Below are 13,862 nucleotides of genomic sequence, written 5' to 3'. Positions count from 1 at the left end.
TATTAGATCAAGCGTTTAAAGGCGGAATCGGCTTGCCGATCCGACCATAGAAATCCGCAACAAACTGCTCTAATTTACCCTCTTCGATAGCCTGGCGTAAACCCGCCATGAGGCGCTGGTAGTGACGCAGGTTATGAATCGTGTTCAGTCGAGCACCCAATATTTCGTTGCAACGGTCGAGATGGTGCAAGTAGGCGCGGCTGTAATGGCGACACGTGTAGCAATCACAGTCCTTATCCAGCGGAGAAGTATCATCCTTGTGCTTGGCATTACGGATTTTTACCACACCGTCAGTCACGAACAGATGGCCGTTGCGGGCGTTGCGGGTCGGCATGACGCAGTCGAACATGTCGATGCCGCGACGCACGCCTTCCACCAAATCTTCCGGCTTGCCGACGCCCATCAAATAGCGTGGCTTATCTTCCGGAATTTGCGGGCAAACGTGTTCAAGAATGCGATGCATATCCTCTTTCGGCTCGCCTACAGCCAAGCCGCCCACAGCGTACCCGTCAAAGCCGATATCCACCAGCCCTTTGACGGAAACATCACGTAAATCTTCGTAAACACCGCCCTGAATGATGCCGAACAGCGCATTTTTATTTTCCAGCTCGTCGAAACGCTTGCGGCTGCGCTCCGCCCAGCGCAGCGACATTTCCATCGAACGCTTGGCGTAGTCCCAGTCGGCCGGATACGGTGTACATTCGTCGAAGATCATTACGATGTCGGAACCCAGGTCATACTGGATTTCCATCGATTTTTCCGGGCTCAGGAACACCTTGTCGCCGTTGATCGGGTTGCGGAAGTACACGCCTTCCTCTTTGATCTTGCGCATCGCCCCCAGGCTGAATACCTGGAAACCGCCGGAATCGGTAAGGATCGGCCCATGCCACTGCATGAAGTCGTGCAGATCGCCGTGCAGTTTCATGATCTCCTGGCCCGGGCGCAGCCACAGGTGGAAGGTGTTGCCCAGCAGGATCTGTGCGCCGGTCTCTTTCACTTCTTCCGGCGTCATGCCCTTGACCGTGCCGTAGGTACCGACCGGCATAAAGGCCGGGGTTTCCACCACGCCGCGGTCGAAGATCAGGCGGCCGCGACGCGCGCGGCCATCGGTAGTTTGTAGTTCGTACTTCACAAAGCCTCCAGCATCAGAGAAACAGTCTGATGTCGTTGAAACGGGGCCGCGCCGTGGGCGCAGCCCGGGAAATTAACCGCCGACGGACTCGTTTTCCGCCTGCGGGTTACGGCTGATGAACATCGCATCACCGTAGCTGAAAAAGCGATACTGCTCGGCCACCGCCTGCTGATAGGCGTTCATGGTATTTTTATAGCCGGCGAAGGCCGACACCAGCATGATCAGGGTCGATTCCGGCAGGTGGAAATTGGTCACCAGCGCGTCGATCACCTGATAGTGATAGCCCGGATAGATAAAGATGCTGGTATCGCCGAAGAACGGCGCAATCAGCGCCTCTTTGCTGGCCGCCGCGGCGCTTTCCAGCGAACGCACCGAGGTGGTGCCCACCGCCACGACGCGTTTGCCGCGCGCCTTGCAGGCCAGCACCGCATCGACCACGTCCTGCGGCACTTCGGCGTATTCGGCGTGCATCACGTGATCTTCGATGGTTTCCACGCGCACCGGCTGGAAGGTGCCGGCGCCGACGTGCAGCGTCACGAACGCCATTTCCACGCCCTTGGCGCGCAGCGCCGCCAGCAGCGGTTCGTCGAAGTGCAGGCCGGCGGTCGGCGCGGCGACCGCGCCGGGTTTCTCGCTGTAGACCGTCTGATACAGCTCGCGGTCCGCGTCTTCATCCGGGCGGGCAATATAAGGCGGCAGCGGCATATGGCCGGCGGCGTTGAGGATAGTGAACACGTCGCGCTCGTCGTTGAAGCGCAGCTCGAACAGCGTCTCGTGGCGCGCTACCATGGTGGCGGCGATGCTCTCGTCATCCCCCAACAGCAGCTCGGCGCCCGGCTTCGGCGCTTTCGACGCGCGCACGTGCGCCAGCACGCGATGGTCGTCCAGCACGCGCTCCACCAGCACTTCAATCTTGCCGCCGCTGACCTTGCGGCCGAACATGCGCGCCGGGATCACGCGGGTATTGTTGAACACCAGCAGGTCGCCGGCTTCCAGCTTATCCAGCAGATCGGTGAATACGCCGTGCGTCAGCGCCCCGCTCGGCCCGTCCAGCTGCAGCAGGCGGCATGCGCTGCGTTCGGCCTGGGGATAGTGGGCAATCAGGGATTCGGGAAGTTCAAACGAAAAATCAGCGACGCGCATGGGTATTCACTTCTTCAATTTAGGGCTGGTTGGTAAAAAACAGGCGGCCTAGTCTAAAGCCGGGGGCGGTCAGCGGCAAGAAATAAGGAGGATTTGCCTGACTTCGGGTATAGTTGAGGGATGAATTTTCTCGCTCATCTTCACCTGGCCATGCTGGCGGACAGCTCGCTGCTGGGCAACCTGCTGGCCGATTTCGTGCGCGGCAACCCCGCCGCCGACTACCAGCCCGACGTGGTGGCCGGCATCATGATGCACCGCCGCGTCGACGTGCTGACCGACAGCCTGCCGCAGGTCAAAGCCAGCCGCGACTATTTCAGCGCCCCCTACCGCCGCGTGGCGCCGATCACCCTCGACGTGGTGTGGGACCATTTTCTGGCGCGCCACTGGCAGCAGCTGGAGCCTTCGCGCGACCTGCACCAGTTTACCCAGGAAGCCCGCAGCCAGATCGAACCTTTTCTGCCGCTCACGCCGCCGCGCTTTCAAAACCTGAACGGCTACCTGTGGCCGGAACGCTGGCTGGAGCGCTACGCCGAATTGCCGTTCATCGCCCGGGTGCTGCAGGGCATGGCCAGCCGCCGCCCGCGCCTCGATGCGCTGGCCGGCTCGTTCGCCGACGTCGAGCAACATTATCATCAGCTTGAAACACAGTTCTGGCAGTTTTACCCGCAAATGATGCGGCAGGCGAAGGACAAAGCGCTCTGAGGTCAAGCCCAAGCCATTGAAATTGCAACGCCTTGCAAGAATTTACGTTTTGCCGCTTGCCCTTTTGTGGGAAAAGGTTATTTTTAAAGCTCGCTAAATTATATCAACGACTTTGATAGGTGAAAGCTATCTCATCGATTGGTCTTTTACCCTTTATTCACCAAGTCGCGGCCCCTATACTGGCCCTTGTTTTTACATCCACCCTTTAACACCTATTACAGGAGTAATTATGGTCCTGGTAACTCGTCAAGCCCCTGACTTCACTGCAGCTGCCGTACTGGGTAGCGGCGAAATCGTTGAAAACTTCAACCTGAAGAAGCACCTGAACGGCAAACCGGCCGTGCTGTTCTTCTGGCCAATGGACTTCACCTTCGTATGCCCTTCCGAGCTGATCGCTTTCGATCACCGCTATGAAGAGTTCCAGAAGCGTGGCGTTGAAGTGGTTGGCGTTTCCTTCGACTCAGAGTTCGTCCACAACGCATGGCGTAAAACCCCTGTCGACAAAGGCGGCATCGGTGAAGTGAAATACGCAATGGTTGCTGACATCAAGCGTGAAATCCAGAAAGCTTACGGCATCGAACACCCGGAAGCCGGCGTTGCGCTGCGCGGCTCCTTCCTGATCGACAAAGACGGCATCGTGCGTGCTCAGGTTGTTAACGACCTGCCAATCGGCCGTAACATCGACGAAATGATCCGTACCGTTGACGCGCTGCAATTCCACGAAGAGCACGGTGAAGTGTGCCCGGCTCAGTGGGAAAAAGGCAAAGCAGGTATGGGCGCTTCCCCAGACGGCGTTGCAAAATACCTGTCTGAAAACGCTGCCAAGCTGTAATTTCAGCCTGATAGTGAATCAACCGGCCCACGCGGCCGGTTTTTTTATGCCCCTTTATGGGGCAGACCGCCCACCTTCAGTGCTTTATTTCCCTGTTTCCGCTCACATTTCCCACCCTGCTCGCCGCGCGCACGCCCATCTGCGGCTACTATCAATAACGCTGGCTCGCGCTTTGCAAGTGAACAGCGGCAAGCAAACACAACACAATAAAAAACTGACAGGGTAGGAATAACTATGTTTTTACAGAAATGGAGCAAACCCCTGACCATGGCGGCGCTGCTGGTCAGCGGCAGCCTGTATGCGGCATCCAACCCGGCGGTGGAAGCCAAAAACGGCATGGTGGTCACCTCGCAACACCTGGCCTCGCAGGTCGGCGTGGATATCCTGAAGATGGGCGGCAACGCCATCGACGCCGCCGTGGCGGTGGGCTATGCGCAGGCGGTGGTTAACCCCTGCTGCGGCAACATCGGCGGCGGCGGCTTTATGACCGTCCACCTGGCGGACGGCACCGACACCTTCATCAACTTCCGTGAAACCGCGCCGGCGGCGGCCAGCGCCAACATGTATCTGGATGCCGACGGCAAGGTAAAGAAAGACGCCAGCCTGTACGGCTATCTGGCGGCGGGCGTGCCGGGCACCGTGCTGGGGATGGAAACCGCGCGTGAGAAGTACGGCAAGCTGAGCCGCGAACAGGTGCTGGCGCCGGCTATCAGGCTGGCGCGCGAAGGCTTTGTGCTGACCCGCGCCGATACCGATATCCTCGACACCACCGTCGCACGCTTCAAACAGGATCCCGAGTCGGCCAAAATCTTCCTGCGCCCGGACGGCAGCCCGCTGCAGCCGGGGGACAAGCTGGTGCAAACCGATCTGGCCAATACGCTGGAAGCCATCGCCAAAGGGGGAACCGACGCCTTCTATAAAGGCAAGATCCCGCAGGCGGTGGAGGCGGCGGCCAAACAGAGCGGCGGCATATTGACCGCCGCCGACTTCGCCAATTACAAGGTCACCGAAACGCCGCCGATTACCTGCAGCTATCGCGGCTACAAGTTCGTGTCGGCGCCGCCTCCCAGCTCCGGCGGCGTGACGCTGTGCGAAATCCTCAACGTGGTGGAAGGCTACGACCTGAAAAGCATGGGCTTCAACTCGGCGGCGGCCATTCACACCATGACCGAAGCGATGCGTCATGCCTACATGGACCGCAACACCTACCTCGGCGACCCGGAATTCATCAAGAACCCGATCGACCGGCTGGTGAGCAAGAGCTACGCCGAGCAGATCCGCAAGAAAATCGTCGCAGACAAGGCCACGCCGTCGGAAAACGTGCAGCCCGGCATGGAACCGCATGAAAAACCGGAAACCACCCACTATTCGATCGTCGATCACGATGGCAACGCCGTCTCCACCACCTATACCGTCAACGGCCGCTTCGGCGCCGTGGTGATCGCACCGGGCACCGGCTTCTTCCTCAACGACGAGATGGACGACTTTACGGTCAAAGTGGGCGAGAAAAACCTGTACGGACTGGTGCAGGGCACAGCCAACAGCATTGCCCCCGGTAAGCGCCCACTATCGTCGATGAGCCCGACTCTGGTGACCAAGGACAACAAGATCTTTATGGTACTGGGCTCACCGGGCGGTTCGCGCATCATCACCATCACCCTGCAGACCGCGTTGAACGTGATCGACCACGCCATGGCGCCGCAGGAAGCGGTGGACGCACCGCGCATCCATCACCAATGGTTGCCGGATGAGGTGTACTACGAACAGCGCGGCGTTTCCGCCGATACGCTGAAGCTGCTGAGCGGCATGGGCTATAAGATGGTCGAGCAAACGCCGTGGGGCGCCGCCGAACTGATTCTGGTCGGTTTGCCGGGCGCGGCGGGCGTCAGCCCGGCCAACTCCGGCAACGACTCGGCGGTTTCCGGCAAGGTGCGCGAAGGCTATCTGTACGGCGCCAACGACGTGCGTCGCCCGGCAGGTTCTGCGGTCGGTTACTGATGTAAACGCCTACTCACTTTTATCGCGGGGGCCCTTTGGCCCCCGCAGTTGCTTTAGCCTTCGCAGCGCCACACGGTGGCCGACTCTTCCGCCAGCTGCAGGCGCAGCCCGCCTGCCGTTTCGCTCAACTCTCCCCGCCCTTCCACACGCCGCCACGGACCGCGCGCCAACAGCGGGTTGTGCGGCAGCTGCGCCTGGCCGCTGCCGTCGCGCTGCAGCGCCACCAGCACCTGCTCCTGCTGATACAGGCGCACGAACACCAGCGTTTCTCCGCTGGCATACAGCACCTGACAGCCGCCGCGACGCAATGCCACGCTCTGTTTACGCAGCGCCGCCATGCGCTGGAACAGCGCCAACAGCGGCCGGTCCCAGTCGCCGACGTCCCACGGGAACGGCTTGCGGCAGAACGGATCGTTGCCGCCGTCCAGACCAATCTCATCGCCGTAGTAGAGACAAGGCACGCCAATCCAGCTCAGCAACCACACCGCTGCCATTTGCATGCGCGCCGCGTTCCCCTGCAACAGCGTGAGAAAACGCGCGGTATCGTGGCTGTCCAACTGGTTGAACTGGATCAGCTGGCGGCCGTGCGGCAGCCCGGCGCGGTAACCGTCCATCCACTGCGCGCACCCGGCGGCGTCCAGCCGCACCGGGTGATAGGCCACGTCCAGCCCCGCCAAAAATGCCCGCACCGGCAGCGCGAACCCCATGTAGTTCATCGCCGCATCCTCCACGCCGGCGTGCAGCCAGCGGCGCGCATCGCCGAAGTGCTCGCCCAAGACGTAGGCCTGCGGGTTCTCCTGCTTCACCGCCTGATAGATGCCAGCCAGGTGGTGCAGGTTGCCGGTGGCGCCGCCGTTCTCCCCCAGCATATGCACCACGTCCAGCCGCCAACCGTCGATGCTGTACGGCGGGCGCAGCCAGTGGCGCACCACGCTGCCTTCCCCGCGATAGATCGCTTCCGCCACCTGCGGCTCGGCGAAGTTGAGCTTCGGCAGGCTGGCGTTGCCCTTCCAGTCGAGCGCGCGGCCGTCCGGGTAAAAGTTGAACCAGCCGCGATACGGTGAATCAGGGTGGTGACAGGCGCCGTTTTCGCCCTGGCGATGGCGGTCGAACCACGGATGCGAGTCTCCGGTGTGGTTGAATACCCCGTCCAGCACCAGTTTCATGCCCACCTTGTGAGTGCTCACTCGCAAACGCTGCAGCGCCGCGTTGCCGCCAAAGTGCGGATCGACCTGGTAATAGTCCTCGGTATCGTACTTATGCACGCTCGGCGCGGTAAAAATCGGGTTCAGATACAGCGCCGTCACGCCCAGCTGCTGCAAATACGGCAGTTTGGCGCTGATGCCGTCCAGATCGCCGCCGTAAAAGGTCGAGGCGGCGTGGCGATCCTCCAACGGGTGCTGCCAGTCACGCCGAATCACCTCGGCGCCGGCCGCGTGATGGCGGTAGCTGCCGCTTTGGATGCCGTGCTCGCCGCCGCTGCTGGCGAAGCGATCGGGGAAAATCTGGTAGAACAGCTGATCCGCCACCCACTCGGGGCCATGGTCGGGCTCGTCGACGGCGAACTGCGCCAGCTGGCCCGGCGGCGTTGGCGACCAGCCCTGCGGGCCGAACCACTGCTGGCGATCGGCCCACAGCAGCTTGAAGCAGTAACGCCGCGTCGGCTCGCCCTCATTCAGCGTCAGGCTGGCCTGGTAGCGCCGCATTCCCTCGTGGCGCTGCGCTTTCATCACCAGCAGCCACTCTTCGTTGTCCGGTTCGGCGCGCAAAAACACCCGTTCCGGCAGTTCATCCCCCTGTAACCACAGCGTGATATCCAAACGTTGCCCTTGCTTCACCACAAAAGGCGGGACCGGTTGATGCCAGGCGTTAAGCATACTGTTTCTCCTGCTGTACCAAACGAAATCGACGGCGTTCTTCAAGAAGCGAACAATGCCACGTTAAGTGCAACTCCCCCTCCTCTCTGGCCGCAAAACCCGGGGATGAGCCGGGGGGCGGAGACCGAAAAATAACGCTAACCCGATGTAAAAAAAGGTAAACAGGCACAAATCCTGCACGTTACCCCTTAGGCTAACGCGTTTTAAGTTTACAGGATATTTTTTGCGCATTTTTTAAGGAGCGGTAATGCAACAACAGATAACGCGCTGGCTGGAACAGTTTGGTTTGGAATTCGGCGGAGTGATGTCGCTGTTGATGGTATTGGGGTTGATTGTCCTGATCTCGGTCGCGATCCACCTGGTGCTGCACCGGGTGGTGCTGGCCGCCCTTCAGCGCCGTGGCCAGCAATCGCAGCGCGTCTGGCAACAGGCCATCACCCAATACAAACTGTTCCAGCGCGTGGCGCTGCTGCTGCAAGGGGTGATCATCAGCATCCAGGCGACGCTGTGGTTGCAGAGCGGCAGCCAGACCCAGGCGGTGATCGTCACCGCCGCGCAGGTGTGGATCCTCGCCTTCACCCTGCTGTCGCTGTTCTCGCTGCTGGATACGCTGCTGGCGCTGCTGCGCCAAAGTCCGATCTCCAATCAGCTGCCGCTGCGCGGCATTTTCCAGGGCCTGAAACTGGTGGCGGCGATCCTGATCGGCATCATGATCGTTTCGTTGCTGATGGGCAAATCGCCGCTGCTGCTGCTCAGCGGCCTGGGTGCCATGACCGCGGTCTTGATGTTGGTGTTCAAGGATCCGATCCTCGGGCTGGTGGCCGGCATTCAGCTCTCCGCCAACGATATGCTGAAGATCGGCGACTGGCTGGAAATGCCGAAATACGGCGCTGACGGTGCGGTCACCGACATCGGCCTGACCACGGTCAAAGTGCGTAACTGGGACAACACCGTCACCACCATTCCCACCTACGCGCTGATCTCCGACTCGTTCAAAAACTGGCGGTCGATGTCGGAATCCGGCGGGCGTCGCATCAAACGCAGCCTGAATATCGACACCGGCAGCGTGCACTTCCTGTCGGAAGAGGAACAGCGCCGCCTGCAGCGCAACCCGCTGCTGCACAGCTACCTGAACGTCAAGACCCAGGAGCTGAGCCAGCATAACCAGGAGATCGCCGTCGATCTGGCCTCGCCGCTCAACGGCCGCCGCCTGACCAACCTCGGCACGCTGCGCGCCTATCTGGAAGCCTATCTGCGCGCTCACCCGCGCATTCACCAGAACATGACGCTGATGGTGCGCCAGCTGGCGCCGACGCCGGAAGGCCTGCCGCTGGAAATCTACGCCTTCACCAACACCACGGTCTGGGCGGAGTATGAAAGCATTCAGGCGGATATTTTCGACCATATTCTGGCGGTGATCGACGAGTTCGGCCTGCGCGTGCATCAAACGCCAACCGGCAATGACCTGCGCGGTATGCTTCTACAAAACGCGAACGCTTCCTGACGTCGGCTGACGTAACTGTGTCTGCTGGTAATGATGTTCTTTCAATTGCCAGCAGATATCTCCATCCCCTTCTTTTCCCCGGCGAAAACGGCGTTAATGCGCCATCACCTTCACCACCGAGAGGGAAAGCCCTTGCTGAAACGGTTACGTCATCGGCTGTTTGCCCTGATGGCCACCCTGCTGTTTATCGGCTGCCTGCACAGCGCTTCGCTGGACGAAAGCCGCATGCCCCGCAATCTGCAACCTTCGCTGAGCGCCCTCAGCAGCAACATGCAGGACATTCGCGAAGTGCTGGCGCGCTGCGCCGGCGAGGAAGAGGAAGAACGCCTTAACGGCGGCGACATGCGTATCGAAGCGCGCGCCGCCGGGGAGGATGAAGTGGAAGACAAACGCTAAAAAAACACCGGCCTCAGCCGGTGTTTTTCCATTTAGTCTTGCTGCGTCGCCAGCGGCGCGCGTTTTTTCTGATGGTTGACCTTAAACCAGTATCCCGCCAGCAGCAATACCACCCAGACCAGGCCGGCGTACAGCGAGACGCGCGTGGTCGGGAAGTAGCCGATCAGGCCGATGATGAACACCAGGAACACGATCGCCACCACCGAGGTGAACACCCCACCGCGCAGCGGGAACGCCAGCTGCTTCACCTGCTCTTTGCTCAGGCTGCGGCGGAAGGCGATTTGGGAGAACAGGATCATGATCCACACCCACACGGTGGCGAAGGTCGCCAGGGACGCGATCACCAGGAACACGCTCTCCGGCATGATGTAGTTGAGGTATACCGCCAGCAGCAGCGCCAGCATCATCACCACCACCGTCACCCAGGGAATGCCGCGTTTCGACACCTTGCTGAACATCTTCGGCGCGTGGCCCTGCTCGGCCATGCCGTGCAGCATGCGACCGACGCCGAACACGTCGCTGTTGATCGCCGACAGCGAAGCGGTGATCACCACGAAGTTGAGAATGCCCGCCGCCACGGTGATGCCCATATGCTGGAAGGTCAGCACGAACGGGCTGCCGTTGGTGCCCACCTGGTTCCATGGGTAGATAGACATAATGACGAACAGCGTGCCGACGTAAAACACCAGAATGCGCCACGGCACCGAGTTGATGGCTTTAGGAATCGATTTTTTCGGATCTTTGGCTTCGCCGGCGGTGATGCCGATGATTTCAATGCCGCCGTAAGCGAACATCACCAGCTGCAGCGACAGGATCATGCCGATAAAGCCGTTGCTGAAGAAGCCGCCGTTCGACCACAGGTTATGAATGCCGGTCGGTTGCCCGCCGTTGCCGATGCCCCAGATGATGATGCCGATGCCGGCCGCGATCATGATGATGATGGTGGCGACCTTGAAGAACGAGAACCAGAACTCCAGCTCGCCGAATACCTTGACGCTCATCAGGTTGATGGCGCCGATGATCAGCACCACGCTCAGCACCCAGATCCAGTGCGGCACTTCCGGGAACCAGACCCCCATATAGATGCCGAAGGCGGTCACGTCGGCGATGGCGACGATCAGAATTTCAAAGCAGTAGGTCCAGCCGGTGATGTAACCCGCCATCGGGCCGAGGTAGTCCTGCGCGTAGCGGGAAAACGAGCTGGCCTGCGGGTTGTTGACCGACATCTCCCCCAGTGCGCGCATGATGATAAAGGCCACGATGCCGCCGATCAGGTAAGCCAGCAGCACGCTCGGGCCGGCCATTTTGATGGCGTCCGCCGAGCCGTAGAACAACCCGGTGCCGATGGCCGATCCCAGCGCCATAAAGCGGATATGACGCGTACTGAGGCCGCGTTTCAGCTTATTGTCGGGGGCCGTGGTGGGTGACTGTTGTTGCATGAAGATGACCCATAGTTTTAAACGTAAAAAAGCCACGGACATGTCCGTGGCCCTGGATTAAGCCGGGGAATTATCAGTGCGCGGTCACTCGGGAACGCGTGCACACCCGATCATAAATCGCGACCAGCACCAGCATCAGCAGCGAAGGCGGCAACCATGCCAACCCCTGCTCTGCCAGCGGCAGGTGAGTGGTCCAGGCCGGCAGCAGCTGCTGGAAACTGGAGGCTTTCACCGCGTCAAGGATACCAAACAACAGGCTGACAAGCATCACCGGCGCGATGATGCGTGGCGCGCTGTGCCACCAACGCAGGGTGAAGCTCAGCACCACCAGCACGATGCACGGCGGATAAATCGCGGTCAGCACCGGAATGGAGATCTGGATCAGGTGGCTCAGGCCGAGGTTGGACACCACCATCGAGAACAGGCCCAGGATAAATACCAGCGTCTTGTACGAGAACGGCAGGTATTGCGCGAAGAACTCGGCGCAGGCGCAGGTCAGGCCGACTGCGGTCACCATACAGGCGATGAAGATCAGCGCCGCCAGGAAGAAGCTGCCCAGGCCGCCGAAGGTGTTCTGAACGTAAGCGTGCAGGATCACCGCACCGTTGGTGGCGTCAGGCACCAGCGCGCCGCTGCCGGAGCCCAGCTTGAACAGGCTCAGGTAAACCAGCGTCAGGCCCACGCCGGCGATCAAACCGGCCAGAATGGTGTAACGGGTCAACAGACCGGCGTCTTTCACGCCGCGCGAGCGCGCCGCGTTGACGATAACGATGCCGAATACCAGCGCACCCAGCGTATCCATGGTCAGATAGCCGTTAACGAAGCCGGAGGAGAAAGGCACGCTCTGGTAAGCCGCCGTCGCCGGGATCGGCGCGCCGGCAGGCCACAGCAACGCGGCGATGCCCAATACGGCCAGCGCCACAATCTTCAGCGGTGCTAGCACGTGGCCGACGGTGTCGAGCAAGCGGCCCGGATACAGGGAGATGCCGATCACCAGCGCGAAGTACACCAGGCTGTAGATGAACAGCGGCATGGCGCCGTCGCCGGTCAGCGGGGCGATACCCACTTCAAAGGACACGGTGGCGGTACGCGGCGTGGCGAACAGCGGGCCGACGGCCAGGTAGCAGACGGTCGCCAGCAGCAGGCCGGCGCCACGGCCGATCGGTGAGCTGAGGGCGTCGATGCCGCCGCCGACGCGCGCCAGCGCGATGACGGTGATGACCGGCAGACCGACGGCGGTGATCAGGAAGCCCAGCGCCGCGGTCCAGACGTGTTCACCGGACTGCAAGCCGACCATCGGCGGGAAGATGATGTTCCCAGCCCCAACGAATAAGGCAAAGGTCATGAAGCCCAGTGCCAGGATATCTTTTGACGTTAAACGATGACTCATACGATGTCGTGTTGCCTGTTCAAATGAAAAAAATTGTCCGATAGCGTGGTGGCGTAACGCCCCACCCGGTTGCCGGCATGCCCGATCGTTGCAGCGCCAAATAAGCACCCTAAACGCAGTCGATCCGGCGTTTATGTCCCTATTCGAAAGTGGCCGCTCATGAAGATGGGCAAAATTTTAGGAGTTATAAAAATGGAGGTTTAATCCGACAACGAGGGCTAAGGTAAACGTTTATAGCGCTTCAAGGCAAGCCACACGGCGAAAAGCAGAGCTATCGACCATATAAACTTTAGCCACCAGTCGATCATATTGGCTATCAATAAATATACACTACATGATTTGTATCATTTTTGAACAACGAATTCACGAAACGTGAAGCATATACCACTTTACCGCGCGAAAACGCCAGTAAATGCCCGGTTTTCGCGTGGTATAAGCTCCATTTGGCCGTGAAAAAAGGCGAAAATTACGCCGCTTTTTGTCGCTTATTGCACCGTGGCCGACGCGAGCGGCTGCAGCCCGAGGGCCTGACGGGTCTTCTGCAAGGCGCCCGGCGGCAGCGGCAAATAGCCGTCGTGATTGACCAGGCTCTGCCCTGCGGTCGACAGCACGCGATCGAGGAACGCGGCGGTCAGCGGCTCCAGCGGTTGATTGGGGGCTTTGTTGATGTAGATATACAGATAGCGCGACAGCGGGTAGCGATCGTTGCGCACGTTGGCGGCGGTAGGCGCGACATAGTCCTCTCCCGACTCCGCCAACGGTAGCAGCCGCACGCCGCTGGCGCGAAAACCGATGCTGGCGTAGCCGATGCCGTTGAGCGAACCGGCCACCGCCTGCACCACCGAGGCCGAACCGGGCAGCTCATTGACGCGCGGCATAAAATCGCCGCCGCACAGCGCGCGCAGTTTGAAATAGCCGTAGGTGCCGGATGCCGAGTTGCGGCCGAAACGCTGCAGCGAGCGCGTCGCCCAGTCGCCGCTGAGCCCCAGCTCGCCCCAGCGCGTCAGCGGTTTGCTTTCGCCACAGCGCCGGGTGGCGGAGAAAATGCGATCGAGCTGCTGCAGATTGAGGCCGCGCAGCGGGTTGTCCTGATGCACCAACACCACCAGCGCATCCACCGCCACCGGCACCGCCACCGGCGCATAGCCGTAACGGTGTTCGAACGCCGAAACCTCGGCGGCCTTCATCGGCCGGCTCATCGGCCCCAGCTGCGCGGCGCCCGCCGCCAACGCGGTCGGCGCGGTCGACGAGCCGGCGGCCTGGATCTGCAGGTTAACGTTGGGGTAATGCCGGCTGAAATCCTGCGCCCACAGCGCCATCAGATTCGCCAGGGTGTCGGAGCCGACGCTGGACAGGTTGCCCGCCAACATGCCATCGGGCTGCGCCAGCGCGCCGCGTCCGGCCAGCAGCGCCAGGCAAAGCAACAGCCCTCGGGTTATTCGGGTCATA

11 protein-coding genes are annotated in these 13,862 nt (G+C 60.7%); 5 read left to right on the top strand and 6 right to left on the bottom strand.

The annotated features are described in order from the left end of the window. Positions 1–7: 7 nt before the first annotated feature. Entirely contained in the window at positions 8–1,132 is a 1,125-nt protein-coding gene (gene tgt / locus V8N38_RS04710) for a tRNA guanosine(34) transglycosylase Tgt (protein ID WP_033647322.1), read from the bottom strand. Between the two features lie 72 nt (positions 1,133–1,204). Beyond that, on the bottom strand, positions 1,205–2,275 hold the full coding sequence (queA, locus tag V8N38_RS04705) for a tRNA preQ1(34) S-adenosylmethionine ribosyltransferase-isomerase QueA (RefSeq protein WP_016928878.1): 1,071 nt from the start codon (positions 2,273–2,275) through the stop codon (positions 1,205–1,207). Positions 2,276–2,395: 120 nt separating this feature from the next. On the opposite strand from queA, the gene V8N38_RS04700 reads away from it, so the two are divergent. From V8N38_RS04700 to ggt, 3 genes are all read left to right on the top strand, one after another. Next, on the top strand, positions 2,396–2,977 hold the full coding sequence (locus V8N38_RS04700) for an ACP phosphodiesterase (protein ID WP_046688353.1): 582 nt from the start codon (positions 2,396–2,398) through the stop codon (positions 2,975–2,977). A 229-nt stretch (positions 2,978–3,206) separates the two neighbouring features. Further along, positions 3,207–3,809 (top strand): peroxiredoxin C, encoded by a 603-nt coding sequence (locus V8N38_RS04695; protein ID WP_019454212.1) that lies wholly within the window; start codon positions 3,207–3,209, stop codon positions 3,807–3,809. A gap of 234 nt (positions 3,810–4,043) precedes the next feature. After that, entirely contained in the window at positions 4,044–5,807 is a 1,764-nt protein-coding gene (ggt, locus tag V8N38_RS04690; RefSeq protein ID WP_070915531.1) for a gamma-glutamyltransferase, read from the top strand. Positions 5,808–5,860: 53 nt separating this feature from the next. On the opposite strand, the gene malZ is transcribed toward ggt, so the two are convergent. After that, positions 5,861–7,684 (bottom strand): maltodextrin glucosidase, encoded by a 1,824-nt coding sequence (malZ, locus tag V8N38_RS04685; protein WP_060423330.1) that lies wholly within the window; start codon positions 7,682–7,684, stop codon positions 5,861–5,863. A gap of 247 nt (positions 7,685–7,931) precedes the next feature. Here malZ and V8N38_RS04680 point away from each other — a divergent pair, with 247 nt between their 5' ends. After that, positions 7,932–9,188, top strand: coding sequence for a mechanosensitive ion channel family protein (locus tag V8N38_RS04680; RefSeq protein ID WP_049270771.1), 1,257 nt, complete (start codon positions 7,932–7,934; stop codon positions 9,186–9,188). A 132-nt stretch (positions 9,189–9,320) separates the two neighbouring features. Then, positions 9,321–9,584: a hypothetical protein gene (locus tag V8N38_RS04675; protein WP_147839387.1), complete on the top strand. Its 264-nt coding sequence runs from the start codon at positions 9,321–9,323 to the stop codon at positions 9,582–9,584. Between the two features lie 32 nt (positions 9,585–9,616). Here the strand turns inward: V8N38_RS04675 and proY are convergent, their stop codons facing one another. From proY to V8N38_RS04660, 3 genes are all read right to left on the bottom strand, one after another. Continuing rightward, positions 9,617–11,023 carry a proline-specific permease ProY gene (gene proY / locus V8N38_RS04670; protein ID WP_019454218.1) on the bottom strand — a complete coding sequence of 469 codons (1,407 nt, stop codon included), beginning with the start codon at positions 11,021–11,023 and terminating at the stop codon, positions 9,617–9,619. Positions 11,024–11,096: 73 nt separating this feature from the next. After that, positions 11,097–12,413: a branched-chain amino acid transport system II carrier protein gene (brnQ, locus tag V8N38_RS04665; RefSeq protein WP_147839386.1), complete on the bottom strand. Its 1,317-nt coding sequence runs from the start codon at positions 12,411–12,413 to the stop codon at positions 11,097–11,099. A gap of 485 nt (positions 12,414–12,898) precedes the next feature. Continuing rightward, a complete protein-coding gene (locus tag V8N38_RS04660; protein ID WP_147839385.1) occupies positions 12,899–13,861 on the bottom strand; it encodes a PstS family phosphate ABC transporter substrate-binding protein in 963 nt (320 codons plus the stop codon). Between the last annotated feature and the right edge of the window lies 1 nt (position 13,862).

Source organism: Serratia nevei, assembly GCF_037948395.1.
In the GTDB taxonomy this organism is placed as follows: Bacteria; Pseudomonadota; Gammaproteobacteria; order Enterobacterales; family Enterobacteriaceae; genus Serratia; species Serratia nevei.
The sequence above is the reverse complement of the archived record's forward strand: the minus strand, read 5'-3'. Positions and strand labels throughout refer to the sequence as shown.